The following is a 25,793-nucleotide window of genomic DNA, read 5'->3' as shown; positions in this document are numbered from 1 at the left end:
GTCGCAGGGTAGACCCGGCCCGGCGTCGCGTCACGCCCCCATTGGGGTCGGGCCGTCGGATGGCTCGCCCCGCGCGCCGGCGTCGGGCCGGCCGTTCGCCGCAGCCGCCCGTGCCAGCGCGTCGCGTGCGGCGACGACCGCCGGGCGTCGCGCCGCGGCGCGCCGGGTCGACGAGAACACCTCGCGCTCAGGATCACCGGGCAGTGCGACCAGCCGCACGGTCGCCGCCTCGCCCGCCCACACGAGGTCGGGGAGCAGCCCTACGGCATTGCCCGACCGGATGAGGCGGATGTGCGCCATGAGGTCGGCGGTCTCGAACCGCACGTCGGGCTCGAAGCCCGCCTGGCGGCACAGCTGCTCGGCCCACTCGCGCGACGCGGTGCCTTCGGGCTCGAGCACCCAGGGGCGGTCGGATGCCGCGGCGAGCTGCTGCTCGGCGCGCGTGGTCTCGAGACGGTGCTTCGCGCCTGCTCGACCCGCCGCCGCGGTCGGCGGGGGCAGCGCGAGGCTGATGGCGTCGCGCGCGAGGGGCACGCGATCGAGCTCGGGATGCAGCGGCCGCGTGTAGCCGGGGTACTGCTCGGCGATCACGAGGTCGAAGTCGCGCGCGGCGACGTCGAACAGGGCGAGTTCGGGCTCGCGCTCGGTGACCTCGACGCGAAGCGAGGGGTGCTCGGCGGCGAGCAGGCTCAGCGCCTGCGGCACGACGGCGTGCGCCGCGGACTGGAACACGGCGATGCGCACCGTGCCGCCGACCGTGGTGAGGGAGCGCGCGACATCCGCTTCGGCCTCTTCGAGCCGTTCGAGCACGGCCTGTGCATGCCCGACGAGCACCTGCGCCTGGGGCGTGAGCTGCACGCGCCGGCCGGCCTGCACGAGTAGCGGGACCCCGGCCTCCTTCTCGAGCTGGCTGAGCTGCTGCGACACCGACGACGGGCTGTAGGAGAGGGCCTCGGCGACCGCGGCGAGCGTGCCCCGTTGGCTCAGCTCGACCAGCAGGCGCAAGCGGCGCACGTCGAGCATCGGCGGGTCTCCGGCATCCGTTCAGAACATTCGGGAAACATGAACAGTATGCATCGGATTCATTCGCTGTACTGAACGGATGGCTCGGCGCACACTGGAGTTGCCGGGCGTGAACCACCCCCGCGCGCCCAACGAGACCGAAGGACATCGCCGTCGTGACCACATCGAAGCTCCTCGCGGACGCCGTACCCGACACCGACCACGTCGTCGCGCTCGTCGAGCGTTGGCTCGCCGAGAGCGCGAACCATCCGGTCGACCCGGCCGCCCAGCGCCTCGCGGGCGTGCTGAAGGACCCGAACGGGCTCGCCTTCACCGTCGGCTTCGTCGATGGCGTCATGCGCCCGGAAGACCTCGGGGTCGCCGGCCGCAACCTCGCCGAGGTGGCGAAGCTCACGCCGAAGTTCCTCCCGGCGTACCTGAAGGCCGCCATCCGCCTCGGCGGCGCCATGGCGCCCGCCTTCCCGTGGGTCGTCATCCCGATCGCCCGCCGCGTGCTCCGCGCGATGGTCGGCCACCTCGTGCTCGACGCGACGCCCGCCAAGCTCGGTCCGGCGATCGCGAAGCTGCGCGAGTCGGGCAACCGCCTGAACCTGAACCTCCTCGGCGAGGCCGTGCTCGGCGAGCACGAGGCCGACCGCCGCCTGAAGGGCACGTACGACTTCCTCGCCCGCGACGACGTCGACTACGTCTCGATCAAGGTGTCGAGCGTCGTCAGCCAGCTCTCGATGTGGTCGTTCGACGAGGCCGTCGAGAAGGTCGTCGCGAAGCTCACGCCGCTCTACGAGCTCGCGGCGAAGTCGGCCTCGGCCGGCAAGGCCAAGTTCATCAACCTCGACATGGAGGAGTACCGCGACCTCGACCTCACGATCGCGGTCTTCAAGCGCCTGCTCGAGCAGCCGCAGCTGCACCATCTCGAGGCCGGCATCGTGCTCCAGACCTACCTGCCCGACGCGCTCGGCGCCATGCAGGACCTCACGGAGTGGGCGCAGCGCCGGCGCGCCGTGGGCGGCGCCCCGATCAAGGTGCGCATCGTCAAGGGCGCGAACCTCGCGATGGAGCACGTCGACGCCGCGATCCACGACTGGCCGCTCGCCACGTACGACCGCAAGCAGGACTCCGACACCAACTACAAGCGCGTGCTGCACTGGTCGATGACGCCCGAGCGCATCGACGCGGTGAAGCTCGGCGTCGCGGGCCACAACCTGTTCGACGTGGCGCACGCGTACCTCACCGCGAAGGAACGCGGCGTCGAGGAGGGCGTCGAGTTCGAGATGCTGCTGGGCATGGCGACGGGCCAGGCCGCGGCCGTCCGCGGCGATGTCGGCCGCCTGCTGCTCTACACGCCCGTCGTGAACCCGTCGGAGTTCGACGTCGCGATCGCGTACCTCATCCGCCGCCTGGAGGAGAACGCGAGCCAGGACAACTTCATGTCGGCCGTGTTCGAGCTGTCGGACGACCGTGCCCTGTTCGAGCGGGAACGCGACCGCTACCTGCGGTCGCTCGCCGCGCTCCAGGACGATGGGGCGGATGTCGCGGCGCCGCGCCCGAACCGCACGCAGAACCGCCGCACCGAGCGGGACGAACAGGGCGCGACCGAGCTCGGCGCCGTCGCGGCGCCCGCGCCCGGTGAGCAGCACGAGGGCTCGCTCACGAGCGTCGTGCTCGGCATCACGCGCGGCTCGGCCGGCGAGGCCGAGCTCGAGTACGCCGACGAGGTCGCGGCCCTCACGGGCCCCGGCGTCACGCCCGGATTCCGCAACGAGCCCGACACCGATCCGGCGCTCGCCGCGAACCGAGACTGGGGCCGCCGCATCCTCGAGCGCGTGCCGTCCTCGACCCTGGGCATCGACACCCTGAAGGCCAACCGAATCGAGACCGTCGACGAGCTCGAGCAGCTGATGACGACCGTCGTCGCGAGCGGCACCGAATGGGGCCGCATGTCGGGCGACGAGCGGGCCGCCGTGCTGCACCGCGCGGGCCTCGCGCTCGCCGCGAACCGCGACCGCCTCATCGAGGTCATGGCCGCCGAGACCGGCAAGACCATCGCCGAGGCCGACCCCGAGATCAGCGAGGCCATCGACTTCGCGCACTACTACGCCGAGCGCGCCCGCGAGCTCGACCGCGTCCAGGGCGCCCGGTTCGTGCCGTCGAAGCTCACCGTGGTCACCCCGCCGTGGAACTTCCCCGTCGCCATCCCCGCGGGCGGCGTGCTCGCCGCGCTCGCCGCGGGTTCGGGCGTGATCATCAAGCCCGCGAAGCTCTCGCAGCGCTCGGGCGCGGTGATGGTCGAGGCGCTGTGGGAGGCCGGCATCCCGAAGGACCTGCTCGCACTCGTCGACCTGGGCTCGCGCGAGCTCGGCACCAAGCTCGTCTCCGACGAGAAGGTCGACCGGGTCATCCTCACCGGCGCGTACGAGACGGCCGAGCTGTTCCGCTCGTTCCGCAAGGACCTGCCCCTGCTCGCCGAGACCAGCGGCAAGAACGCGATCATCGTGACGCCGTCGGCCGACCTCGACCTCGCGGCATCCGACGTCGTCAAGAGCGCGTTCGGCCACGCCGGACAGAAGTGCTCGGCCGCCTCCCTCGTGATCCTCGTCGGCTCGGTCGCGAAGTCCGAGCGGTTCCGCCGCCAGCTCGTGGATGCCGCGACGAGCCTGCGCGTCGGCTGGCCCGAGAACCCGGCGAGCCAGATGGGCCCGATCGTCGAGCCCGCGAACGGCAAGCTGCTGCACGCGCTCACGACGCTCGGGGCCGACGAGGAGTGGCTCGTCGAGCCGCGGCAGCTCGACCGAACGGGCCGGCTGTGGTCGCCCGGCATCCGCGCGAACGTGAAGCCCGGCTCGTACTTCCACCTCACCGAGTTCTTCGGGCCCGTGCTCGGCGTCATGCACGCCAAGGACCTCGACGAGGCGATCCGATTCCAGAACGCGGTCGACTTCGGCCTGACCGCGGGCCTGCACTCGCTCGACTCCGACGAGCTCGCGACCTGGCTCGCGCACGTCGAGGCCGGCAACCTCTACGTCAACCGCGGCATCACCGGCGCGATCGTGCAGCGCCAGCCGTTCGGCGGCTGGAAGCGCTCGTCGGTCGGCGCCGGCGCCAAGGCCGGCGGCCCGAACTACCTGTTCGGCCTCGGCGACTGGGAGCCGGTGCACGACGAGCCCAGCCGCTCGCTGCACCTGCGCGGCCTCGAGCAGCGCGTCTCCGAGCTCATCGAGGCGTCGCAGTCCTCGCTCGAGTACGAGGCGTTCGAGGTGCTCCGCCGCTCGGCGCTCTCCGACGAGGTCGCGTGGGCCGAGGAGTACGGCACCGTGAAGGATGTCTCGGGCCTCGGCGTCGAGCGCAACCTGTTCCGGTACCTGCCGCTGCCCGTCACGATCCGCGTGAGCGAGGACGCCTCGCTCGCCGACGGCCTCCGCGTGCTCGCGGCCGGCCTGCTCGCGAAGTCGAAGCTCACGGTGTCGACCGCGCACGAGCTGCCCAAGGGCGTCCGCGCGATCCTCGCGACGCGCGACATCCGGGTCGTGCGCGAGGGTGACGCCGGATGGCTCGACCGCGCGCGCCGCGGCGAGATCACCGGGCGCGTGCGCCTCGTGGGCGGCTCGGCCGCGGCGCTCGCCGAGGCGACGGATGGCACGCCCGACCTCGCGGTCTGGTCGCACCCGGTCACCCCGTCGGGTCGCGTCGAGCTGCTGCCGTTCCTGCACGAGCAGGCCGTCTCGATCACCAACCACCGCTTCGGCAACCCGACGACGATCTCCGACGGCGTCATCTAGGCGCCTCCGAGTCTCGTCCCTGCGCGAGTCCCGGGTTCCTGCGGCTGCACCCGCACGAACCCGGGATTCGCGTTTTCGGCGCGCGCCCTAGGCTCATGCCATGTCCGCGCACGCGCCGATCGTCACGCTGACCATGAACCCCGCGCTCGACGTGTCGAGCACGGTCGAGCGGGTGGTGCCCGAGCACAAGCTGCGATGCGGGCCGAGCCGGTTCGACCCGGGCGGGGGCGGCGTGAACGTGAGTCGCGCCATCCGGAACCTCGGCGGCACCTCGGTCGCGGTGTACCCGCTCGGCGGCCCGACGGGCCAGGCGTACCGCGGGTTCCTCGAGGAGGCCGGCATCATCGGGCGCGTGATCACGATCGCCGGGAGCACGCGCGAGAGTTTCACGGTCGATGAGACGTCGACCGGCGAGCAGTACCGGTTCGTGCTGCAGGGGCCGACGTTCCGCGAGCCCGAGTGGCGGGCCTGCCTGTCGGTCGTCGGCGACCACCTGCCGGTCGGCGGCTTCCTCGTCGCGAGCGGCAGCCTCCCGCCCGGCGTGCCGGTCGACTTCTACGCGCTGCTCGCCCGGATCGCGCACGAGCACGACATCAGGGTGGTCGTGGATGCCTCGGGGCCGGCGCTCGCCGCGGCGCTCGAAAAGGGCGTGTTCCTGATCAAGCCGAGCCGCGACGAGCTCGCCGGGCTCGTGGGCGCCGATGCCGACCTCGGACTCGAGGAGCAGGTCGACGCGGCGCGGGCGATCGTCGCCGGCGGCCGGTCGGAAGTGGTCGCGCTGACGCTCGGCGGTGCCGGAGCGGTGCTGGTCACGGCCGACGGCGTGCTCAGGATGCCGACGCCGCGCGTCGAGGTCGCGAGCGCGGTCGGCGCGGGCGACGCGTTCCTCGCGGGCCTGGTACTGCGGCTGGCCGAGGGGCGGCCGATCGAAGACGCGTTCCGCACGGCGGTCGCCGCGGGGAGTGCGACGGCGATGCTGCCGGCGACCGAGCTGTGCCGGGCCGAGGACGTCGCGCGGTTGGAGGCCGAGCTGGCCGTGGTGTGACGGTCTCGATGCGCGCGCTTCGCGTGCTCCTCGACCAACGGTCGTGAAGTCAGGCGCGCCCGCGATTGCGGCGGCGGATGGCGCGGGGCGCCCGCCCGCCGACGAACGAGCGGCCCGCGTCGACGAGGAACCCGTTGCGAAGGGCCTCGCGGCCCACGAGCATGCGGAAGCCCATCTCGTCGCGGTTGGTGAGCGTGACCTCGGCGCTCACCTCGCGGCCGAGCAGCACGAGGTCCATGAGCACGACGAGCCGCTCCTGCGTGTGCCCGGTCGAGCTGCGGATGACCCGCCGATCGTGCACCGCGAGCTCCACGGTCGCCGCGTCGGCGTCGGTGTCCTGCCAGGGGTGGATGCCGAAGCGCACCCAGCCGCGGCCGTCGCGCGAGAACTCCTCGACGTCGAACGCGTGCAGCGCCGAGGACCGGGCGCCGGTGTCGAGCTTGGCCTTGATCCACTCGACCTCGGCCTGGGGCAGGCGCACCCATTCGCGCCATCCGGCGATGGTGCTTGAATGGGTGGGCTCTGTCATCCGAACCATCTTCGCAGGGACCTCCCCATGAAACTCGCGATCCTGTCGCGCGCCCCCCAGGCCTACTCGACCCAGCGTCTCCGTGCTGCAGCGCAGCAGCGCGGACACGACGTCAAGGTCCTCAACACCCTCCGATTCGGCATCGACCTCTCCGGCGCCGAACCCGACCTGCAGTACCGCGGCCGGCAGCTGTCGGACTACGACGCGATCCTGCCCCGCATCGGCAACTCGATCACCTACTTCGGCACCGCGGTGGTGCGGCAGTTCGAGCAGATGGACGTGTACACGCCGAACACCGCGAACGGCATCACGAACGCGCGCGACAAGCTGCGCGCGACGCAGATTCTCTCGCGCCACAACATCGGCATGCCGGCGACCACGTTCGTGCGCAACCGCGCCGACCTGCGGCCCGCGATCGAACGCGTGGGCGGGGCGCCCGTCGTGATCAAGCTGCTCGAGGGCACGCAGGGCATCGGCGTCATCCTCGCGCCCGAGGTGAAGGTCGCCGAGGCCATCATCGAGACGCTGCACTCGACCAAGCAGAACGTGCTGATCCAGCGGTTCGTCAAGGAGAGCCGCGGACGCGACATCCGTGCCCTCGTCGTCGGCGACCGCGTGGTCGCGGCGATGCGACGCAGCGCGAGCGGTGACGAGTTCCGCTCGAACGTGCACCGCGGCGGCACCGTCGAACGCGTCGAGCTCACCCCCGAGTACGAGCAGGCCGCCGTGCGGTCGGCGCAGATCATGGGCCTCAAGGTCGCGGGCGTCGACATGCTCGAGGGCAACGACGGGCCCCTCGTGATGGAGGTCAACTCGTCGCCGGGCCTGCAGGGCATCGAGACGGCCACGAACCTGGATGTCGCGGGCGCGATCATCGACTACATCGCCAACCAGGTCGCGTTCCCCGAGATCGACGTGCGCCAGCGCCTCACGGTCTCGACGGGCTACGGGGTCGCCGAGCTGCTCGTGCACCGCGACGCCGACCTCGTCGGCAAGACGCTCGGCGAGTCCGGCCTGTGGGACCGCGACATCACCGTGCTCACGCTGCACCGCGGCACCACGGTGATCCCGAACCCCCGCAAGGGCGTCGTGCTCGAGAGCGAGGACCGCCTGCTCTGCTTCGGCAAGCTCGAGGAGATGCGCTCGATGATCCCCGAGCGTCGTCGCCGCCGCCAGAAGGTCCGCAAGCTGCCGAAGGAGCCGATCCCGGTCGCGGTACCGGTCGACGCCGCGAGCTGACCCGGGCGGGGGTCGACGAGGTCAGCCGCGGGAGCGGAGGGCGCGCGCGGCCGCGTCGAGCGCGACGTCGGTCGGCACCGACAGCCTCGTGACGGTGTCGGCGAAGGCGGATGCCGCGGTCTGCAGCGCCTGGTCGACCGGGTCGCCGGTGGCGCGCACGAAGGTGCCGTTGCGGCCGCGCCCCTCGACGACCCCGTCGGCCTCGAGCTCCCGGTAGGCCTTCGCGATCGTGTTCACGGCGAGCCCGAGCTCGTCGGCGAGCGCACGAACGGTCGGCAGCCGGGCGCCCGCTGCGAGCCGGCCGTCGCGCACGGCGTCGACCACCTGCATCCGCAGCTGCTCGGAGGGCGGTGTGGCGGAGCCGGCCTCGACGGTGAAGCGCATCGCGGGATCGCCGGCTCAGTCGCGGTTGCGGTTGACGAGCCGCGAGAGCACGATCGCGCTGCGCGTGTGGTCGACGTTGGGGGCGATCCGCACGCGCTCGAGCGCGTCTTCGAGCGAGGTGATGTCGCGGGCCCGCATGTGCACGATCGCGTCGGCGCTGCCGGTCACGGTGCCGGCGTAGACGATCTCGGGCACGCCCTGGAGGATGCGCTGCAGCTCGTCGGGCGCCACCGTGCCGCGGCAGAACAGCTCGACGTACGCCTCGGTGCTCATGCCGTCGACGGCCGGGTCGACCTGGATGGTGAACGCCTTGATGACGCCCTCGGCGACGAGCTTGTCGACCCGGCGCTTGACCGCCGAGGCGGACAGGCCGATCTGCGATCCGATGTCGCCGTACCCGGCGCGCGAGTTCTGCCGGAGCAGATCGAGGATGGCGCGGTCGAGGTTGTCCATGGGCCGAGTGTACGACCGTTCGTTGCGCCCCGATACGGGCGGACGCCGCTTTCCTGCGCGGTGTTGCGGTTTCGTGATCGAGGCGCGCGCCCCCGCCATCGGCCCCGCGGCTCGAGACGCGAGTTCCGAGTTCCGGCGGGTTCACCCGCAGGAAGGCGGGACTCGGTGAGGGGGCGCACGGCTCCGAGTGCGGCGGTCAGGCGCGGGGCAGTGCCGAGTGCCGTTCCCGCAGCCCGAGCATGAGCGCCTCGAGGCCGAGCCGGAAGGCGCGCTCGGCACCCGAGGCGTCGGCGTGCTCCGGGTCGAGCGCCGAGCGGAGCGCCGCGAGCTCGTCGGGCACCGACGCGTGCGCGAGCAGGTCGCCGGGGGCGACGATGTCGAGCGCCGAGCCGAGCACGTGCGCCTCCACGGTGCGCATGACCGCGACGGCGTCGCGCGTGGGCCAGCCGCCCGCCAGCAGCGATCCGACGACGGTCTCGTACATCTCGAGCGTCGACCGGTCGCGGATCGGGGTGGTCGCGAGCAGGGGGATCACGTTCGGGTGCGCGGCGAACGCGGTGAGGTACGACCGCGCCCACGCGTCGAGCGCGACATCCCATGGATGCACCCCGAACGCGGAGACGTCGATGCCCTCGACGATGCGGGCGCGCACGGCCTCGATGAGCTCGGCTCGACTGCCCACGTGGTTGTAGAGCGACGAGACCTGGCGGTCGACGCGCGCGGCGAGGGAGCGCATCGTGAGCGCCGCGCCGCCCTCCTCGTCGACGAGGTCGAGTGCGGCGCTGATGAGCTGCTCGCGCTTCAGTCGTGTCACGAATGTCCCCCGGGGTCTTCCGTCGCCGTGATCGGGAGTGTAACGTGACCGCACGCAAACACGAACAATGTTCGTATACGGATGCCGCGGCGCAGCATCCCCTGAACCCCCGACGAGACGAGACGAGACGCGGTGACCACGACCTACTTCCACGGCGGCACGGTGTGGACCGGTGCGGGCGGCGCCGACCAGCACGCCCTGCTCGTGCGCGACGGGCGCGTTGCGGCCCTCGGTGCCGAGGCGGAGGCGGCGGCATCCGGCCCCGACGCGATGATCGACGCCGTCGTGGACCTGGAGGGCGGCTTCCTCATGCCCTCGTTCGGAGACGGGCACGCGCACCCGGTGTTCGGCGGCCTGGAGAGCGAAGGCCCCGACGTGCGCTCGTGCGGCTCGGTCGAGGAGATCGTCGACGAGGTGCGCCGCTTCGCCGAGGCGCACCCCGAGCTCGAGTGGATCACCGGCGCCTCGTACGACGGCAGCCTGGCCGAGCACGGCCTGTTCGACGCCCGCTGGCTCGACGAGGCGGTCGCCGACCGGCCCGTGATGCTGCGCGCCTGGGACTACCACACGGTGTGGGTCAACTCCAGGGCGCTCGAGCTCGCGGGGATCGACGCGTCGACCCCCGATCCCGAACTCGGCGAGATCCCGCGCCGCCCCGATGGCGCGCCGCTCGGCACGCTCCGCGAGTGGGGCGCGATCGACCTCGTCGCCGCGCGCGTTCCGCCGCGCTCCGTCGAGACCGGCGTGCGCGCGCTCGAACGCGCCGGGCGCTACTACCTCGAGCGAGGGGTGACGTGGGTGCAGGACGCGTGGGTCGAGCCCGCCGACGTCGACGTGTACCTCGCGGCAGCGGCATCCGGTGCCCTGCCGCTGCGGTTCAACCTCGCGCTGTACGCCGACCCGCGCCGGTTCGCGCGCGACCTGCCCGGCATGGTCGCCGCGCGCGACCGCGTCGCGGCATGCGGTTCGCCCCTGCTGACCGCGAACACCGTGAAGTTCTTCGCCGACGGCGTGGTCGAGAACGAGACGGGCGCGCTGCTCGAGCCGTACTGCTCGGGCGTGCACTCGCACGGCATGTCGGTGTGGGGCCCGGAGCGCCTCGCCGAGGCGGTGCGCGCAGCGGATGCCGCGGGGTTCCAGGTGCACGTCCACGCGATCGGCGACGCCGCTGTCCGTCAGGCGCTCGACGCGATCGCGGGCGCGATCGAGGCGAACGGCCCGCGCGACCGGCGCCCCGTGATCGCGCACGCGCAACTCGTCGACGACGCCGACCTCGCCCGGTTCGCCGAGCTCGGGGTCATCGCGAACATGCAGCCGCTGTGGGCGCAGCTCGACGCCCTGATGAACGTGCTCACGGTCCCGCGCCTCGGCCGGGAGCGCGCCGACCGCCAGTACCGCATGCACTCGCTCGCCGAGACCGGCGCGACGCTCGCGTTCGGTTCCGACTGGCCCGTCTCGTCGGGCGACCCGCGCGACGGGCTTGCGATCGCAGCCTCGCGCCGGACGGTCGACGGCGAGCCCGTCGGCGGCTGGACGCCGCACGAGATCGTGCCGATCGAGGCCGCGCTCGGCGCCTACACCGCCGCCGTCGCGCACCAGGCGTTCGCCGACACGACCGGCGCGCCGTGGGGACGGATCGTCCCCGGGGCGAGCGCCGACCTCGTCCGCCTTGCGCGCGACCCGCGCGAGGTCGACCCGCACGAGCTGCCCGGCATCACGGTGCGCGAGACGTACCTCGCGGGCGAGCCCCGGCTCGCGGCATCCGGCACCCCGGCTCGAATCGTCGAACGCCCGAACATCCCCGCCGATCCCGATCCCGATCCCGAGCGCAGCGTCGCGCTCCACCCCTGAAAGGACCCCACCCCGATGTCCCAGACCACCGTCGCCGGCGAGCCCGGCCACGCAGCGCCGGGAGCCGAGCGCACCCACCTGCGGCGCGTGCTCGGCGTGCCCTCGCTCGTGCTGTTCGGGCTCGTCTACATGGTGCCGCTCACCGTCTTCACGACCTACGGCATCGTCACCGAGCTCACGGGCGGCCGCGTGCCGCTCGCCTACGCGATCACGCTCGTCGCGATGTTCTTCACGGCGCGGTCGTACGCACGGATGTCGGTGGCCTACCCGTACGCCGGCTCCGCGTACGTCTACGCGCAGCGCAGCTTCGGCCCCGGCGTGGGCTTCCTCGCCGGCTGGTCGCTCATGCTCGACTACCTGTTCCTGCCGATGATCAACTACCTCGTGATCGGCATCTACCTGAACGCGGCGTTCCCCGCCGTGCCGCAGTGGGTGTTCATCGTCGCCTCGATCGTGCTCGTCACGGTGCTGAACATCGTCGGCATCGTCTCGGTCGCCCGGGCGAACTTCGTGATCATCGCCGTGCAGACGCTGTTCATCGTGGCGTTCGTCGCGCTCAGCCTGGTCGCGATCGGCGGTACCGGCCAGGTCGACCTGCTCGCGCCGTTCACCGGTGACGGCTCGGTGGAGGGGCCGGGCGTGCTGTTCGCGGGCGCCGCGGTGCTGTGCCTGTCGTTCCTCGGGTTCGACGCGGTCTCGACGCTCTCCGAGGAGGCGAAGGATCCGACCCGTTCGGTGCCGCGCGCGATCATGATCACCACCGTGGCAGCGGGCGTCATCTTCATCCTCCTGTCGTGGCTGTCGCAGGTCGTGTACCCGTCGAACGCCTTCGCGTCGGTCGACTCCGCCGCGCTCGACGTCATGGGCGCCGCCGGCGGCGAGTTCCTCGCGGTGTTCTTCACGGCCGCCTACATCGCCGGCGCCACGGGCTCGGCGCTGACCTCGCAGGCATCCGTCGCGCGCATCCTGTACGCGATGGGCCGTGATCGCGTGCTGCCGCGCGCCGTGTTCGGGCGGCTCTCCGCTCGGTTCCGCACCCCCGTGATCGCGATCCTCATCGTCTCGGCGATTTCGCTGCTGGCGGTCGTCATCGACCTCGGACTGCTCGTCGAGATGATCAGCTTCGGCGCGTTGATCGCCTTCTCGGTCGTCAACCTCACCGTCATCAAGCACTACTTCGTCGACCGGCGCGAGCGTTCGGGCCGCGCGGTCGTGAACAACCTCGTGCTGCCGCTCGTGGGCTTCGCGCTGACGCTGTGGCTCTGGACGAGCCTGTCGCCGCGCACGTTCGTGGTCGGGCTCGCCTGGCTCGTCCTCGGCGTCGTGCTCCTGGCCGTGGTCACGCGCGGCTTCCGGCGTCCGGTGCCGATGCTCGACCTCCGAGAGGAGGCTCCGGTCGACGGGTCGTCCTCGGATGCGGCGCCCGCGCCCACCGAGGCACGCACCGGCGAGCGCGCGCAGGGGTAGCCGCGCTCCGGTGTCGCCCGCCGTGCATCACGCGGCGGGCGACATCCGTTCGCCCTCGGCGGAACCCCGGAAACCGCTCGCCGATCGGCCTAGGGTCGGAGCATGACCCGGAACGCATCGAACGCGCCCGCACGACTCGGCGTGCAGCTGCAGCCCCAGCACGCCGCCTACACCCAGGTCCGCGACGCCGTGCTCCGCATGGAGGACCTCGGCGTCGACGTGGTCTTCAACTGGGATCACTTCTTCCCGCTCTCGGGCGACCGCGACGGCCTCCACTTCGAGGCGTGGACCATGCTCGGCGCGTGGGCGGAGCAGACCGAACGCGTCGAGTTCGGCACGCTCGTGAACTGCAACTCGTACCGCAACGCCGACCTGCAGGCCGACATGGCGCGCACGCTCGACCACATCAGCGCGAAGCGCGGCGGCAGCGGCCGGTTCATCTTCGGCACCGGCTCGGGATGGTTCCGCCGCGACTACGAGGAGTACGGCTACGAGTTCGGCACGGTCGGCTCGCGCCTCGACGACCTGGCCGAGGCGCTTCCGCGCGTCAAGGCGCGATGGGGCAGGCTCAACCCGGCTCCGACGCGCGAGATCCCGATCATGATCGGCGGCCAGGGCGAGCAGAAGACGCTCCGGCTCGTCGCCGAGCACGCCGACATCTGGCACTCGTTCGTCGCACCCGACCAGATCGCGCACAAGCTCGACGTGCTCGCTCGTTGGGGCGAGAAGGTCGGGCGGGATGTCTCGGATGTCACGATCTCGAACGAGCTCTCGCGCGGCGCGCTCGACGACGAGCACGCCGACGCCCTCTACGACGCCGGCGTGCGCCTCTTCACCCTCGGCATCTCGGGTCCCGACTACGACGACAGGGCCGTGCGGCACTGGCTCGCGTGGCGCGATCGGAAGAACGAGGGGCGGCGCGCCGACGCAGCCTGACTCGGCAGTCGTCGGCAGCCGCGCACCCTCACCACGCCAGGCGGCCGAGCGTGAGCACCCCCGCGGAGTCGAGGACCGCGACGACGGAACCGCGCTTGGTCGAGGCGTGGCGGACGTGGAGTCCCGCGACCGGCATCAGCCCGCCTGACGTGCACCGGCTCGTCGCCCAGCCGTTCGGCTCCACCAGGAGGACGAGGCACAGGTCGACCCCGTCGATGGTGCGCGCGACGTAGGCGGCGGGTCCGTCGGCCCGCGTGGCGAGCAGGCGCACCGAGGCCGGATCGATGCCTTCGAGGGCCCCCTCCAGCCGGCCGATGTCGCCTGCGGACGGCAGCCGATCGAACACGGTCGCCAGGCCGGTCTCCTCGAGCGGGATGCCCCGCTCACCCGTCCCGAACGCGGGCGCGTCGGGTGCGACACGGGTCGAGGCGAGATCGGACTCCGACGGCATGCCGCGGCTGATCGCGGCTCCGGCGGTCATCCCAATGACGAGGCCGGCGAGTCCGGTGACCGCGGCCCGCCGCCGGCCTCGCGAGCGGGCTGGGGAGCGCGCCCGGTCTCCTGAGGGCTCAGCGTCGGCGCTGCGACCCGGCGGCACGCGGGTGACGCGGTCTGCGTCTCGGCCCTCGACCCGCGCGTCCGCTCCCCGCCCGGGCGCGTCGAACGGCCCGCTTCCACGCCGATCCGCGGAGGCAGCGAGCTCCGCGAGCTCGGCGCACGCGCGCGCCCGCTCCGCGGACGACGCGCCGGCGCCGTAGGCAAGCCGCTGCAACTCCGCGAGATGCTCGTCGTGCATCACGGTGAACCCCCGAAGCGGCCCGGCCCCGTGGCGACCGGGCCATCTCTCAGCATCCTCCGCGGTGAGGCCACGGGCAACCGGATCGAGCCGAACGTGCACCCGGACGCGTGGGGGCGCTGACGACGACGAGAACGTGCGGATGAGCCATCCGCCGCCGGTCATCGGTTGCGTTTCATGGCCGAACGCGCACGTATCGTGTGCGTGAAGCCGAGAAGGCGCGCGACTTCACGGGCACACTGGGAGTGGCGTCTCGACGGCGGCGCGATCCGAACGCCGTCGCCGAGGCTCGAGAGAGCGACCTGGTCCGCCGACACCGCACCTGCCGGGCCCGGCGGCTCGCCGCCGCGCTCGGCTCACGAGAACCTCATGAGGAGTGAGATGTCGATTGTGACCGAGACCCAGACCCAGACCCAGACCGAGATGGCCGAGCAGACCGAGACTCGGACGCCCGGCCGCACGCCGTCGAAGAAGAGCGTGCTGATGTGCCGTCCGGAGCACTTCACGGTGGTCTACCAGATCAACCCGTGGATGGATCCCGCGAAGCCGACCGACACCGCCCTCGCCCTCCGCCAGTGGCAGGTGCTGCACGACACCTATGTCGGCCTCGGCTTCGACGTCCACCTGATCGATCCCGTCGAGGGCCTGCCCGACATGGTCTACGCGGCCAACGGCGGCACCGTCATCGACGGCATCGCCTACGGCGCGCGGTTCACGCACCCGCAGCGCGCCGCCGAGGGCCCCGCCTACATGGACTGGTTCCGCGACGCCGGCTTCGACGTGCGCGAGCCCGCCGAGGTGAATGAGGGGGAGGGCGACTTCCTGCTCGTCGGCGACGTCATCCTGGCGGGCACCGGATTCCGCAGCGACACCTCGAGCCACGAGGAGCTCGCCCGCATCACGGGCCGCGAGGTCGTCACGCTGACCCTCGTCGACCCACGCTTCTACCACCTCGACACCGCGATCGCAGTCCTCGACTCGCGCACCGGGCAGGAGCACATCGCGTACCTGCCGAGCGCGTTCGACGAGCCGTCGCGCGCCATCCTTCGCGAGCGGTACCCCGACGCGATCCTGGTCTCCGACGAGGACGCGGCGGTCCTCGGCCTCAACTCGTACAGCGACGGGCTCAACGTCGTCATCGCGGCCCGAGCCACCGGCTTCGAGCGTCAGTTGCGCGAGGCGGGCTACCGTCCGATCGGCGTCGACCTGTCCGAGCTCCTGCTCGGCGGCGGCGGAGTGAAGTGCTGCACGCTGGAGCTGCGTCGCTGATCGCTGATCCGGCCGGGGCGCGGCCGGGGAAGACCGGCCCGCGCCCCCGCCGGCCCGTCGACCCCGTCAGCTCGCGAGGAACGTCAGCAGCGCCGCGTTGACCTCCTCGGCGTGCGTCCAGAGCAGGCCGTGGGGTGCGCCCTCGATCTCGACGTACTCCGCGGAGGGCAGGCGCGTGCGGAACTCGCGCGCGGTGGCGTCGATCGGGAGGATCCGGTCGGCCGTGCCGTGCAGGATCAGCGAGGGCACGTCGATCTTCTCGACGTCGCTGCGGAAGTCGGTGAGCCAGGTGTCGACGCACGCCGATGCGGCGTACCACGACGCCTGCGCCGCGGTCGCCCAGCTGCCGCGCACGGCCGCCTCGGAGATCCGCGAGCCGAGGTTCTCGTCGAGGTTGTAGAAATTCTCGAAGAACCCGTCGAACCACGCGAATCGGTCGTCGACCGCCTGCGCCTTCAGCCCATCGAAGTCGGGTGCCGCGCCGGCCGGGTTGTCGTCGGTCTGCCGCAGGTACGGCTGGAGCGACCCGAGGAACGCGGCCCTGGCGACGCGGTCGCTGCCGTAGGTGCCGAGGTAGCGGGCGACCTCGCCGGTGCCCATCGAGAAGCCGACGAGCGAGACCTCGGTCAGGTCGAGTGCGTCGAGCAGTGCATTCAGGTCGGCGGCGAAGGTGTCGTAGTCGTACCCGGTCGTCGGCTTGCCCGAGCGGCCGAAGCCGCGCCGGTCGTACGCGATCACGCGGAAGCCGGCGGCGAGCAGGGCGCGCTGCTGCTTCTCCCACGACTGCGCGTCGAGCGGGTAGCCGTGGATGAGCACCACCGGGCGACCGGCGCCGTGGTCCTCATAGTAGAGCTCGATGGGTGCCGAGTTCTCGGTCCCGATCGTGATGGTCGGCATGCGGTTCCCCCTGGTCTGGTCGTGGCGTGCCCGGTCAGTCCAGCACCCCCGGCGGGCGTCGGACAAGGCCCCCGGGAGGATGCCCCGATTCCGGGCCGCTCCGCAGGGTGTGGGTGTATCGGGCCCGCGCCGGTACGATGCCTGCAGTGCCGGCCGAGGTGAGGAGCAGCGGATGAGCGGGCCGCTGGTGGTCATTCCCACCTACAACGAGCGGGAGAACATCGCCGACATCGTCGGGCGGGTGCGCGGCGCGCTGCCCGAGGCGGCCGTGCTCGTGGTCGACGACCATTCGCCCGACGGCACGGGCGAGCTCGCCGATGGGCTCGCACGGGTCGATGCGGCGGTGCAGGTGCTGCATCGCCGCGGCAAGGAGGGGTTGGGCGCGGCGTACCTCGCGGCCTTCGACTGGGCGCTCGAGCGCGACTACGACCCGATCATCCAGCTCGACGCCGACGGCTCGCATCTGCCCGAGCAGCTGCCCGCGATGGTCGCCGGACTGCAGGCGACGGATGCCGCGGGCCGGGCCGCCGACGTCGTGATCGGGTCGCGCTGGGTGCCGGGTGGATCGGTGGTGAACTGGCCCCGACGCCGCATCTGGCTCTCCAAGGCGGGCAGCACGTACTCGCGGTGGATGCTCGCGCTGCCCGTGCGGGATGCGACCGCCGGGTATCGGGTCTACCGCGCCGATGCGCTGCGCGCCCTGCACCTCGAGGAGGTGCACACCCGCGGCTACGGCTTCCAGGTCGACATGCTGTGGCACGCCGTGCTCAACGGCCTGGCCGTCGTCGAGGTGCCCGTCACGTTCGTCGAGCGCGAGCGGGGGCGGTCGAAGATGAGCTCGGCGATCGTGATCGAGGCGATCGTGCAGGTCACCGGCTGGGGGCTGGCCTGGCGGTTCGCCCACCGACCGCGTCAGGAGGAGCTCGCCACCAACGTCGAGCGCAAGCGCTCGCGGGCCTGACGGGCCGCGGCGCCGAAGCCGGTGGCCGGGTCGGCTGCTGCGGGCGCGATCCGCGCGATCGACGCGAGCGCGCCGCCACCGAGGTCGGGACGGTTGTCGCGGAACGCGGCGTCGATGTCGGCCGTGAACGGAGCCCACCATCCGCCGACCGTGATCACGTCGGCGTCGATCGTGGGCACGACCAGCTGGAGGGCGCGACCGATCCACCTGGCGGCATCGAGCCAGGCCCACCGTGCCCGGTCGTCGGCGTCGGCGATGCGTGCCGCGAGCTCCTCCAGCGCGTCGCGCCGGCCGTAGCTTCGCTCGACGTCGCCGAGCTCGGCGCGCTCCAGCACGATCGAGGGCGAGGCGACGGTCGCCAGGCATCCGCGACGTCCGCACGCGCATCTGATCCCGTCGGGGACGACGGGCAGGTGCCCGAAGGTGCCCGCAAGCCCGTGGGCCCCGTGGAACGGGCGGCCCCCGATGGCGATGCCCGCGGTCACCTGCGTGTCGCCGGTCACGTGGAACAGCACGGCGGCGCCGTGCAGCGCGGCCTGGGTGACGGCGTCAGCGCTCGGTCCGGAGACCAGCCCAGGCGCGAGCACGAGTGACGCCTCGAGCTCGCGGAGCCGCTCGGACCGGGTTCGCAGCGCGGCGATCGCGTCGATCGGCTCGAGCCCCAGCGCGTCGTCGAGCACGGCGAGCTCGGGCGAGCCGGCGACGGCACCCTGCACGACCACGGTGGCGGCCGCGATGCGCCGGTCATCGCGTGCCGAGTGGGCGATCGCCCGGTCGACGACGAGCGCGAGCGCGTCGAGCGCGGCGGCGGGACCGGGGCGGGGATCGCCGTCGACGAGCGCGACGGGCTCCTCGTAGCGCGCGACCTCGGTGCCGTCGAGCTCGGCCAGGGTGGCGACCGCGTCGTCGCCCGCGACGCCCGCGACGAGTAGGAGCCGGTCGGCCACGGCGAGCGCGAGCCGTCCGCCCCGCGCGCCGATCGGGGCATGCGGGTCGTCCTGAGGCGCTCGATGGGCGTCGACCGCGACGCCGCGCTCGACGAGGCGATGCAGCAGTGCGGATGCGGCGGTGCGCCCCAGGCCCGACGCCGCGGCAAGCTCGGACCGGGTCGCGCTGCCGTGCGCCAGCAGGTGGTCGATCACCGCGCCGGCCTGCTCGGGGTGCTGGGCGGAGGGCGTCGCGCTCGGGTCGGGGAGGAAATCGGCGTGCGAGCCGGGCTGCGTCATGGCGCAAGCATGCTGGCGACGGACGGCGCGCAGAAAGCACCCCGTTCGGGGGGAGGGGCGTCACGACCGTCAACCCGTAGCCGCCTCCCAGCCATTCGCCCTACCGTGTTCTCACGCGTTCGGGGAGGGGGCGACATCCGATGCAGACGTTCCTGCCGTTCCCCGACTTCGACCGCAGCGCGGCCGTGCTCGACACCGTGCGGTTGGGCAAGCAGCGCGTCGAGACGCTCCAGGTGATGCGCGCGCTCACGATTCCCGACTACGGATGGCGCCACCACCCGGTCACCCGCATGTGGCGGGGGTTCCGCCCGGCGCTCATGGCCTACCAGGATGCCGTCTGCGACGAGTGGGAGCGTCGCGGTCACGCCGACACCTGCCGCGTGAAGACGCTCGTCGAGCTCGACGTCGACCGGCACGACGGCGCGGCGTTCCGCGCCCGCGACTTCGAGCTGCCGCCCTGGTTCGGCGACGAGGCGTTCCACCGCTCCCACCGCTCGAACCTGCTGCGCAAGGACCCGGAGTTCTACGCGGGCATCGCAGCCGACGTGCCGTCCGACCTGCCGTACGTGTGGCCGCCGGGGCACGAGACGATCGTCTGAGCTGCGCGCGACCCGCTCAGCGTCGCTCCTCGGCGATCGCGTTGCCGCCGTCGACCGGGATCAGCTGGCCCGTCACGTACGACGCGCCGGGGCTCGCGAGCCACGCGATCGCCGAGGCCACCTCGTCGGGCCTGCCGCTGCGGCCGACAGGCACGAGCAGGCCCTCCTCGGCTTCGCTCGGCTGCTGGCTGGCCGTGGCGATCCAACCCGGGGCGACCGCGTTGGCCGTGATGCCGAAGATCGCCTCATCGACCGCGAGCGCGCGCACGTAGCCGAGCATGCCCGCCTTGGCGGTGGCGTAGCCGACGTCGCCGCGTGAGGCCATGAGCGGTCCTGACACGCTCGACACGCAGACGACCCGGCCCCAGCCCGTTTCGCGCATGCCGGGGAGCATCGCGCGAGTCAGGAGGAACGCGGTGGTGAGGTTCATCGCGAGGTGCGCGTTCCAGTCGGCGAGGGTCATCGTGCCGTCGCCGTGCAGCATCTCGGGATCGCCGGACGCGATCATGCCGGCGTTGTTGACGACGATGGTCGGGCGGATGCCGGTGGCCGCGAGCTCCGCGGCGAGGTCGTCGACCTGCTCCTCGACATCGAGACGGGCGACCAGCGCGGTCGCGGTGATGCCAGCGCGGCGCAGCTCCTCGGCGCGCTCATGGACTCGCTCGCTCGTCGCCGTGAGCACGAGGCCGGCGCCGAGCTCGCCGAGGGCCCGCGCGGTCGCGAATCCGATGCCCTCGGGACTGCCGGCGCCGCTCACGATCGCGACGCGCCCTTCCAGATTCCACATCGACGGGGTCTCCATGTCGACATCGTACGGATGGCGCGTGCCCCTCGCCCCCGCCGCGATCGTCGGATCGGCTTCTGCACTGACCTCTTCCTGCGCGGACCCCGCCCTGCGCGGACCCCGCACACACCGTTCGGCTGGGTCTCGATATGCGGCGGGCCTGCGCGCGGCGCTGCTCGACCGACGGATGTCGCGCCTCACGCGGCGGTACTCGACCGACCGAAGTCGCGTATCGCGCCGCTGGTCGCTCGCCGAGGTGCCGCGCCCCGACGGTCAGCTCGCCTCGGCCAGCGGCCGGGCCGACGCGTAGGCGTCGTCGACCGTCGCGACCGGCACGTCGAAGAGGCGCGCCGTGATCCGGGGGCCGGTCGCGCGGGACCACGACGGATCCTCGCCCCGAACGAACGCGACCGCGGCCGCGTGCACCTCGTCGGCGAGCGGCTGCGGCGGGGTGGGGCCGGCGATCCGCTCCACGTGCTCGTCGGCGAGGCAGTCGAAGAGGAAGGGGACGTCGAGGCAGTGCACCGCCGCCGCATAGGACGGAGAACGCCAGGCGAAGCGGTACGCCCAGGTGCCCGCGGCGGCGGCCGCGCCATCCGTCGCCTCTCCCCCGGCCCCCGCCCCGGCCCCGCCCCCGACCCCGGCCCCGGCCGCGCGCGCCGCCACCGCCGTGACCAGCGGCGCGCGGAAGATGCGATCGCTCACGTAGCGTCCGAGCACGGCCGCGGTGCCGCGCCGCGCCGTCTCGCGATTCGCGCGAAGCCACTTGCGCCGTGCCGGCCCCGCGAATCCCATGCGCCCGAGCGCCAGCCACGCCGGCACCCAGCGCAGCCTCGCGGCAGCGTCGCGGAAGGCCATCGCGAACTCGTCGTCGGTCGCACCGAGCACGAGCGGCACGTCGGCGCCGACGCCGGCGCGGTACGACGCGCGGGTCGGCCGCGGGACGATCGAGCCGTCGACGACGGGACCCCACGGCAGCCCGTCCGCGACCATCGAGCGGAGCCCGTCGGCCGCGCTCGCGCCGTCGGCCCGCGGGGCAAGCTCCTGCAGCTCGAGCACGCGCGACTCGGTCAGCGTCGACAGTCCGGCCCGCGTCGGCTGCACGCCGCCGAGCGCGGCCAGCCGCCGCCCGACCTCCTCGGCGCGGGCAGCCGGCACGTCGGCCGTCGCCGGCGAGACCGCCCATGCGCGGTGGAACAGGCCCTGCGCCTGCGGCAGCCCGAGCAGCGTGAGGACCGCGCCGCCGCCGGCCGACTGGCCGGCGATCGTGACGCGCGCCGGGTCGCCGCCGAACGCGGCGATGTGGCCCTGCACCCATTCGAGCGCGAGCAGCCAGTCGAGCACGCCCCGGTTGGCGGGCGCATCGGCGATCCACCCGAAGCCGTCGAAGCCGAGCCGGTACGAGACGGTGACGGTGACGACGCCGTCGCGGTTGAACGCGCGCCCGTCGTACCACGGGCTCGCCGGCGAGCCGCCCACGAACCCGCCGCCGTGGATCCACACGAGCACGGGCAGGCCCGAACCCGGCGCTGCGGGCTCGGGCGCGGGCGTGAAGACGTTGACGTTGAGCGTCGATTCGCCCGGCACGGATGGCTCCGGGATCAGCGTCACCCCGGGATCGCCGCGCTGCGCCGTCGGGCCGAACTCGAGCGCGTCGCGCACGCCCTCCCACGGCGCGACGGGCACGGGCGCGGCGTATCGCAGCGCGCCGACGGGCGCCTCCGCGAACGGGATCCCGAGGAACGCCGCCGACGCACCCGGCGATCCGGGCCTCCCGCGCCAGGCGCCGCGCACGCGGCCTGACGGGGTCTCGACCTCGACGTGGGTGACCGGCTCGGTGAGCGTCATCGCGCCTCCTCGCGCGCGGCGTCCGCCGACGACGCGGGCGCGAGCAGCCGCACGAACACCTCGACGTGCTCGGCCATGTCGATGGCCGGGTCCATGAGCCATTGGGTCTGCAGCCCGTCGGCGACCGCGAGCAGCAGCGCCGCCGCCTGGTCGGCATCGACGTCGCCCCGGATGGCGCCGGCCGCCTGCCCGTCGCGGATCGACTCGGACGTCGTGCGGCGCAGGCTCCGGTAGCGCTCCTCGAAGTAGGGCCGCGCCGGATGCCCGGGATCGGTCGCCTCGCTCGCGAGCCTCGAGTAGAGCTGCACGAGCCCGGGCACCTCGGCGTTGTGGCGGATGGTGCGGACGAAGCCGTCGGTCGTCGCTCGGTCGTCGGCCGCGCCCGTGTCGAGGGCGGCGCGGTCGACCTCGTCGCGCTTGCGGAGCACCTCGGCGAAGAGCTCCTCCTTGGACGAGAAGTAGTGCAGCAGCCCGGCCTGGCTGAGGCCGACGGCGTCGGCGAGTTCCTTCACCGACGCTCGACCGTATCCCTCGCGGGCGATGACGTCGAGCGCCGCGGTGAGGATCTCCTCGCGCTTCGCGACGCCCTTCGCGTACGACCCTCGCTGTGCCATGCCACCGATCCTAGGCCGCCCGCGTCCCAAAAGCCGAATGACACTTGCATTTGAAACCCGAGCTACATATGGTTTTCGCAGTCTCGCCGACGAGCGCCGAGAGGACCCACCGACATGACCGACACCCTGAACCAGGCCGTGGCCCACGCAGGCGGCTCCCTCGCGGCATCCGCCCGCGACCTCGTCGCCGGCCTCGGCCTCGAGCAGAAGGCCGCCCTTACGAGCGGCGCGACGTTCTGGACGACCGAGCGCGTCGGCGACATCCCCTCGATCATGCTCACCGACGGCCCGCACGGCGTCCGCATGCAGGACGAGACCGGCGACCACCTCGGCCTCGCCGAGAGCCGCCCGGCGACCTGCTTCCCGCCCGCGGTCACGCTCGCCCAGTCGTTCGACCCCGACCTCCTCGAGCGCGTCGGGGCGGCGCTCGGCGACGAGGCCCGCAGCCAGGGCGTCTCGGTCCTCCTCGGCCCGGGCATCAACATCAAGCGCTCGCCGCTGTGCGGGCGCAACTTCGAGTACCTCTCGGAGGATCCGCTCGTCTCCGGCGTGCTCGGGTCGGCGCTCGTGCGCGGCCTGCAGTCGCGCGGTGTCGGCGCCTCGCTCAAGCACTTCGCCGCGAACAACCAGGAGGACGACCGCATGCGCGTCTCGTCCGACGTCGACCCCCGCCCCCTGCGCGAGATCTACCTCCGGGCCTTCCAGCGCGTCGTCGAGGACGAGCAGCCGTGGACCGTCATGTGCTCGTACAACCGCATCAACGGCATCCCGGCGTCGGAGCACCACTGGCTGCTCACCGAGGTGCTGCGTGGCGAGTGGGGCTTCGAAGGCCTCGTCGTCTCCGACTGGGGTGCGGTCACCGACCGAGTGAAGGCCCTCGCGGCCGGTCTCGACCTCGAGATGCCCTCGAACGGCGGGCGCAGCGACGCCGCGCTGGTCGCGGCGGTCGAGGCGGGCGAACTCGACGAGGCGGTGCTCGACACCGGCGCCGCGCGCGTCGTCTCGCTCGTGCGGCGCGCACTCGCCGGGGCCGCCGGCGATGGGGTGACGGATGGCGCGGCCCGCGCCGACGTCATCGTCGACGTCGATGCCCACCACGCCCTGGCGCGCGAGGCGGCCGCCGCCGGCATCGTGCTGCTGCGCAACGAGGGCGCGCTGCTGCCCCTCGCGCCCGAGGCATCCGTCGCCGTCATCGGCGAGTTCGCCCGAACGCCGCGCTACCAGGGCGGCGGCAGCTCGCACGTCAACCCGACGCGCGTCGACACCGCGCTCGATGCGATCCGCGAGGTCGTCGGCGACGCCGCGGTCGCGTTCGCGCCCGGCTTCACGCTCGACGGCACGGATGCCGCGGGGCTGGCCGACGACGCGGTCGCCGCCGCCGCAGCGGCCGACGTGGCCGTGCTCTTCCTCGGCCTGCCCGCGCGCCTCGAGTCCGAGGGCTACGACCGCACCGACCTCGAGTTGCCCGCCGAGCAGCTCGCCCTGGTCGACCGAGTACTCGCGGCGAACCCGCACACGGTCGTCGTGCTCTCGCACGGCGGCATCGTGCGCCTCGCCCCGTTCGCCGACCGGGTTCCGGCCATCCTCGGCACGGGCCTGCTCGGCCAGGCCGGCGGCGGTGCGGTCGCCGACGTGATCTTCGGCGCGGTCAACCCGGCCGGCCGTCTCGCCGAGACCGTGCCCGTGCGCCTGCAGGACACCCCCGCGTTCGGCAACTTCCCCGGCGAGCACGGCCACGTGCGCTACGGCGAGGGCATCCTCGTCGGCTACCGGTGGTACGACGCGCGCGAGCTCGACGTGACCTTCCCGTTCGGTCACGGCCTGTCCTACACGACGTTCGCCTACGGCGAGGCAGCCGTGAGCAGCGACGAGGACGGGCTCGTCGTCCGCGTGCCCGTCGCGAACACTGGCGACCGCGACGGGGCCGAGGTCGTACAGGTGTACACGTCCGTGCCCGGTTCGTCCGTGCATCGCGCCCCGCGCGATCTGAAGGGCTTCGCCAAGGTGCGGCTGGCGGCGAGCGAGTCCGCCGAGGTCGAGGTCCGCGTGCGCCGCGGCGACCTCGCCCACTGGGACACCCGCGTCGACCGCTGGGTGGTCGAGGGCGGCCGCTACACGGTCGAGGTCGGCGCGTCGAGCCGCGACATCCGCTCGATCACGACCGTCGAGGTCGACGGCGACCCGGTCCGGCTCCCGCTCTCGCTCGAATCGACGGTCGCCGAGATCCTGGCCCACCCGGTCGCCGGACCGCTCCTCGCGGCGGCGCTCTCGGGCGGCGAGGGCCTGTTCGGCGCCGGCGCGACCGACGGCGACGGCGGGCTCGGCCTCGACCGCGAAAGCCTGGACAAGATGATGGGCTCGATGCCCATCGGGCGCGTCGCGACGTTCCCGGGCTCGCCCGTCCCGGTGGAGCAGGTCGAGCGGCTCCTGGCCACGGCGAACGCGTCGCGGGTGTAGCGCGCCACACCGCGCGTTGCGGTTCCGCCGGATGTGGTCAAGGGGGTTGGGGGCGTGTGCCGCGCGGCGTAGCCTCGCCAACGAGCGGCCGGCACCGGCCGCCGTCCGAGATCCGAGGTGGAGCGAATGGTCGCCGTGCACGACCGCGTCAGCTGGGCGACCTCCCAGGGGCGCACCCGGGGACGTGTGATCGACCGCAGGACCCGCGACTTCACGTTCGACGGCCAGCACTTCACCGCGAGCGATGACGAACCCGCCTTCATCGTCGAGAGCGAGAAGACCGGAGCACGAGCTGCGCACAAGGGAACTGCGCTCCGAGTGCTGAAGAAGTAGGAAGGACCGCGCATGCCGAAGACCGAGACCGAGCGTCAGGCCCGCCGCGCCGCGAAGCGCGCCGTGAAGGAGGCGGAGCGTGCGAACAAGCAGACGCGCAAGCTCGCCTCGTCGCTGCCGGAACCGGCGAAGAGCCGCGTGACGGCCGCGGCGACCGCCGAGCAGCGGCGGCTCGAGCGCGTGAAGAAGGATGCCGCGCGCCGGCCGCGCGCCACCGCCGCGTCGGCGAAGCGCACATCGGCCCGCCTCGAACGGGTCTCTCTCCGCTACGGCACCGCGGGCGGGCGGGCCTCGTCGACGGGATCGCCCAAGAAGGGCAGCCGTTCCAAGACGATCAAGCAGCAGCGGGCCCAGGTCAAGCAGCCGTCCAGGATGGCGGTGCTCAGCGGGTTCCGGACCGCGCTCGCCGCCATCCTCACGCCGACCGACCAGGAGCGCGCGCGCAAGACCGCGAAGCAGCGCGTGCGCCGCATGAAGGCGAAGCAGGCCTGA

The 25,793-nt window shown here is 72.8% G+C and carries 23 protein-coding genes; 12 read left to right on the top strand and 11 right to left on the bottom strand.

Annotated elements, in window-relative coordinates; all coding sequences use genetic code 11:
• Window positions 1-30 precede the first annotated feature (30 nt).
• Complete coding sequence (locus tag ACZ4TW_RS01195; protein WP_465539356.1) at window positions 31-1,023, bottom strand: LysR family transcriptional regulator; 993 nt, start codon at window positions 1,021-1,023, stop codon at window positions 31-33.
• Between the two features lie 155 nt (window positions 1,024-1,178).
• Between ACZ4TW_RS01195 and ACZ4TW_RS01190 the strand changes: the two genes are divergently transcribed.
• Window positions 1,179-4,799, top strand: coding sequence for a proline dehydrogenase family protein (locus tag ACZ4TW_RS01190; protein WP_465539354.1), 3,621 nt, complete (start codon window positions 1,179-1,181; stop codon window positions 4,797-4,799).
• Window positions 4,800-4,899: 100 nt separating this feature from the next.
• The gene (locus tag ACZ4TW_RS01185) at window positions 4,900-5,844 is read left to right on the top strand and encodes a 1-phosphofructokinase family hexose kinase (RefSeq protein WP_465539352.1); all 945 of its coding nucleotides are present in this window, start codon (window positions 4,900-4,902) and stop codon (window positions 5,842-5,844) included.
• 49 nt (window positions 5,845-5,893) lie between these two features.
• Here the strand turns inward: ACZ4TW_RS01185 and ACZ4TW_RS01180 are convergent, their stop codons facing one another.
• Window positions 5,894-6,373, bottom strand: a complete 480-nt coding sequence (locus ACZ4TW_RS01180; RefSeq protein ID WP_465539348.1) for an ATP-dependent zinc protease family protein — start codon at window positions 6,371-6,373, stop codon at window positions 5,894-5,896.
• Window positions 6,374-6,400: 27 nt separating this feature from the next.
• Here ACZ4TW_RS01180 and rimK point away from each other — a divergent pair, with 27 nt between their 5' ends.
• The gene (rimK, locus tag ACZ4TW_RS01175; protein WP_465539347.1) at window positions 6,401-7,612 is read left to right on the top strand and encodes a 30S ribosomal protein S6--L-glutamate ligase; all 1,212 of its coding nucleotides are present in this window, start codon (window positions 6,401-6,403) and stop codon (window positions 7,610-7,612) included.
• A 21-nt stretch (window positions 7,613-7,633) separates the two neighbouring features.
• Here the strand turns inward: rimK and ACZ4TW_RS01170 are convergent, their stop codons facing one another.
• The 3 genes from ACZ4TW_RS01170 to ACZ4TW_RS01160 form a co-directional block, all read right to left on the bottom strand.
• On the bottom strand, window positions 7,634-7,996 hold the full coding sequence (locus ACZ4TW_RS01170) for a GntR family transcriptional regulator (protein ID WP_465539345.1): 363 nt from the start codon (window positions 7,994-7,996) through the stop codon (window positions 7,634-7,636).
• Between the two features lie 15 nt (window positions 7,997-8,011).
• Window positions 8,012-8,449, bottom strand: a complete 438-nt coding sequence (locus ACZ4TW_RS01165; protein WP_465539343.1) for an Lrp/AsnC family transcriptional regulator — start codon at window positions 8,447-8,449, stop codon at window positions 8,012-8,014.
• A gap of 196 nt (window positions 8,450-8,645) precedes the next feature.
• Window positions 8,646-9,263: a TetR/AcrR family transcriptional regulator C-terminal domain-containing protein gene (locus ACZ4TW_RS01160; protein WP_465539341.1), complete on the bottom strand. Its 618-nt coding sequence runs from the start codon at window positions 9,261-9,263 to the stop codon at window positions 8,646-8,648.
• A gap of 132 nt (window positions 9,264-9,395) precedes the next feature.
• On the opposite strand from ACZ4TW_RS01160, the gene ACZ4TW_RS01155 reads away from it, so the two are divergent.
• From ACZ4TW_RS01155 to ACZ4TW_RS01145, 3 genes are all read left to right on the top strand, one after another.
• The gene (locus ACZ4TW_RS01155; protein ID WP_465539339.1) at window positions 9,396-11,114 is read left to right on the top strand and encodes an amidohydrolase; all 1,719 of its coding nucleotides are present in this window, start codon (window positions 9,396-9,398) and stop codon (window positions 11,112-11,114) included.
• Window positions 11,115-11,129: 15 nt separating this feature from the next.
• Window positions 11,130-12,581: an APC family permease gene (locus ACZ4TW_RS01150; RefSeq protein ID WP_465539337.1), complete on the top strand. Its 1,452-nt coding sequence runs from the start codon at window positions 11,130-11,132 to the stop codon at window positions 12,579-12,581.
• A gap of 102 nt (window positions 12,582-12,683) precedes the next feature.
• Window positions 12,684-13,517, top strand: coding sequence for an LLM class F420-dependent oxidoreductase (locus tag ACZ4TW_RS01145; protein WP_465539335.1), 834 nt, complete (start codon window positions 12,684-12,686; stop codon window positions 13,515-13,517).
• Between the two features lie 28 nt (window positions 13,518-13,545).
• Here the strand turns inward: ACZ4TW_RS01145 and ACZ4TW_RS01140 are convergent, their stop codons facing one another.
• On the bottom strand, window positions 13,546-14,313 hold the full coding sequence (locus ACZ4TW_RS01140; protein WP_465539333.1) for a hypothetical protein: 768 nt from the start codon (window positions 14,311-14,313) through the stop codon (window positions 13,546-13,548).
• A 423-nt stretch (window positions 14,314-14,736) separates the two neighbouring features.
• Between ACZ4TW_RS01140 and ddaH the strand changes: the two genes are divergently transcribed.
• Window positions 14,737-15,582 carry a dimethylargininase gene (gene ddaH, locus ACZ4TW_RS01135; RefSeq protein WP_465540237.1) on the top strand — a complete coding sequence of 282 codons (846 nt, stop codon included), beginning with the start codon at window positions 14,737-14,739 and terminating at the stop codon, window positions 15,580-15,582.
• 66 nt (window positions 15,583-15,648) lie between these two features.
• Here the strand turns inward: ddaH and ACZ4TW_RS01130 are convergent, their stop codons facing one another.
• Complete coding sequence (locus ACZ4TW_RS01130) at window positions 15,649-16,479, bottom strand: alpha/beta fold hydrolase (RefSeq protein WP_465539331.1); 831 nt, start codon at window positions 16,477-16,479, stop codon at window positions 15,649-15,651.
• A 172-nt stretch (window positions 16,480-16,651) separates the two neighbouring features.
• Between ACZ4TW_RS01130 and ACZ4TW_RS01125 the strand changes: the two genes are divergently transcribed.
• A complete protein-coding gene (locus ACZ4TW_RS01125; protein WP_465539329.1) occupies window positions 16,652-17,440 on the top strand; it encodes a polyprenol monophosphomannose synthase in 789 nt (262 codons plus the stop codon).
• Here the strand turns inward: ACZ4TW_RS01125 and ACZ4TW_RS01120 are convergent.
• Window positions 17,392-18,666 (bottom strand): ROK family transcriptional regulator, encoded by a 1,275-nt coding sequence (locus ACZ4TW_RS01120; protein ID WP_465539327.1) that lies wholly within the window; start codon window positions 18,664-18,666, stop codon window positions 17,392-17,394. The two genes, ACZ4TW_RS01125 and ACZ4TW_RS01120, sit on opposite strands and share 49 nt — an antisense overlap.
• Before the next feature lie 140 nt (window positions 18,667-18,806).
• On the opposite strand from ACZ4TW_RS01120, the gene ACZ4TW_RS01115 reads away from it, so the two are divergent.
• Entirely contained in the window at window positions 18,807-19,265 is a 459-nt protein-coding gene (locus tag ACZ4TW_RS01115; protein ID WP_465539326.1) for an MSMEG_6728 family protein, read from the top strand.
• A 16-nt stretch (window positions 19,266-19,281) separates the two neighbouring features.
• On the opposite strand, the gene ACZ4TW_RS01110 is transcribed toward ACZ4TW_RS01115, so the two are convergent.
• From ACZ4TW_RS01110 to ACZ4TW_RS01100, 3 genes are all read right to left on the bottom strand, one after another.
• A complete protein-coding gene (locus ACZ4TW_RS01110) occupies window positions 19,282-20,067 on the bottom strand; it encodes an SDR family NAD(P)-dependent oxidoreductase (protein WP_465539324.1) in 786 nt (261 codons plus the stop codon).
• A gap of 255 nt (window positions 20,068-20,322) precedes the next feature.
• Window positions 20,323-21,897 (bottom strand): carboxylesterase/lipase family protein, encoded by a 1,575-nt coding sequence (locus tag ACZ4TW_RS01105; protein ID WP_465539323.1) that lies wholly within the window; start codon window positions 21,895-21,897, stop codon window positions 20,323-20,325.
• Window positions 21,894-22,511, bottom strand: a complete 618-nt coding sequence (locus tag ACZ4TW_RS01100; RefSeq protein ID WP_465539321.1) for a TetR/AcrR family transcriptional regulator — start codon at window positions 22,509-22,511, stop codon at window positions 21,894-21,896. The genes ACZ4TW_RS01105 and ACZ4TW_RS01100 overlap by 4 nt, the downstream gene beginning before the upstream one ends.
• 114 nt (window positions 22,512-22,625) lie before the next feature.
• Between ACZ4TW_RS01100 and ACZ4TW_RS01095 the strand changes: the two genes are divergently transcribed.
• From ACZ4TW_RS01095 to ACZ4TW_RS01085, 3 genes are all read left to right on the top strand, one after another.
• Window positions 22,626-24,968: a glycoside hydrolase family 3 C-terminal domain-containing protein gene (locus tag ACZ4TW_RS01095; RefSeq protein ID WP_465539319.1), complete on the top strand. Its 2,343-nt coding sequence runs from the start codon at window positions 22,626-22,628 to the stop codon at window positions 24,966-24,968.
• A gap of 126 nt (window positions 24,969-25,094) precedes the next feature.
• Window positions 25,095-25,301 carry a hypervirulence associated TUDOR domain-containing protein gene (locus ACZ4TW_RS01090; protein WP_465539318.1) on the top strand — a complete coding sequence of 69 codons (207 nt, stop codon included), beginning with the start codon at window positions 25,095-25,097 and terminating at the stop codon, window positions 25,299-25,301.
• Between the two features lie 12 nt (window positions 25,302-25,313).
• A complete protein-coding gene (locus tag ACZ4TW_RS01085) occupies window positions 25,314-25,793 on the top strand; it encodes a hypothetical protein (RefSeq protein ID WP_465539316.1) in 480 nt (159 codons plus the stop codon).

The sequence above is a fragment of the Agromyces sp. NPDC029043 genome, assembly GCF_055564615.1.
Note: the sequence above shows the minus strand (reverse complement) of the source record. Positions and strands in the feature narration are given on the sequence as shown.

Coding starts and splice junctions, on each gene's coding strand:
- ACZ4TW_RS01170 (WP_465539345.1), bottom strand. CDS start 7,996: ATGCGCTTCACCGTCGAGGCCGGCTCCGCCACACCGCCCTCCGAGCAG.
- ACZ4TW_RS01130 (WP_465539331.1), bottom strand. CDS start 16,479: ATGCCGACCATCACGATCGGGACCGAGAACTCGGCACCCATCGAGCTC.
- ACZ4TW_RS01195 (WP_465539356.1), bottom strand. CDS start 1,023: ATGCTCGACGTGCGCCGCTTGCGCCTGCTGGTCGAGCTGAGCCAACGG.
- rimK (WP_465539347.1), top strand. CDS start 6,401: ATGAAACTCGCGATCCTGTCGCGCGCCCCCCAGGCCTACTCGACCCAG.
- ACZ4TW_RS01145 (WP_465539335.1), top strand. CDS start 12,684: ATGACCCGGAACGCATCGAACGCGCCCGCACGACTCGGCGTGCAGCTG.
- ACZ4TW_RS01100 (WP_465539321.1), bottom strand. CDS start 22,511: ATGGCACAGCGAGGGTCGTACGCGAAGGGCGTCGCGAAGCGCGAGGAG.
- ACZ4TW_RS01185 (WP_465539352.1), top strand. CDS start 4,900: ATGTCCGCGCACGCGCCGATCGTCACGCTGACCATGAACCCCGCGCTC.
- ACZ4TW_RS01180 (WP_465539348.1), bottom strand. CDS start 6,373: ATGACAGAGCCCACCCATTCAAGCACCATCGCCGGATGGCGCGAATGG.
- ACZ4TW_RS01165 (WP_465539343.1), bottom strand. CDS start 8,449: ATGGACAACCTCGACCGCGCCATCCTCGATCTGCTCCGGCAGAACTCG.
- ACZ4TW_RS01085 (WP_465539316.1), top strand. CDS start 25,314: ATGCCGAAGACCGAGACCGAGCGTCAGGCCCGCCGCGCCGCGAAGCGC.
- ACZ4TW_RS01120 (WP_465539327.1), bottom strand. CDS start 18,666: ATGACGCAGCCCGGCTCGCACGCCGATTTCCTCCCCGACCCGAGCGCG.
- ACZ4TW_RS01150 (WP_465539337.1), top strand. CDS start 11,130: ATGTCCCAGACCACCGTCGCCGGCGAGCCCGGCCACGCAGCGCCGGGA.
- ACZ4TW_RS01095 (WP_465539319.1), top strand. CDS start 22,626: ATGACCGACACCCTGAACCAGGCCGTGGCCCACGCAGGCGGCTCCCTC.
- ACZ4TW_RS01090 (WP_465539318.1), top strand. CDS start 25,095: ATGGTCGCCGTGCACGACCGCGTCAGCTGGGCGACCTCCCAGGGGCGC.
- ACZ4TW_RS01125 (WP_465539329.1), top strand. CDS start 16,652: ATGAGCGGGCCGCTGGTGGTCATTCCCACCTACAACGAGCGGGAGAAC.
- ddaH (WP_465540237.1), top strand. CDS start 14,737: ATGGCCGAGCAGACCGAGACTCGGACGCCCGGCCGCACGCCGTCGAAG.
- ACZ4TW_RS01115 (WP_465539326.1), top strand. CDS start 18,807: ATGCAGACGTTCCTGCCGTTCCCCGACTTCGACCGCAGCGCGGCCGTG.
- ACZ4TW_RS01110 (WP_465539324.1), bottom strand. CDS start 20,067: ATGGAGACCCCGTCGATGTGGAATCTGGAAGGGCGCGTCGCGATCGTG.
- ACZ4TW_RS01105 (WP_465539323.1), bottom strand. CDS start 21,897: ATGACGCTCACCGAGCCGGTCACCCACGTCGAGGTCGAGACCCCGTCA.
- ACZ4TW_RS01140 (WP_465539333.1), bottom strand. CDS start 14,313: ATGCACGACGAGCATCTCGCGGAGTTGCAGCGGCTTGCCTACGGCGCC.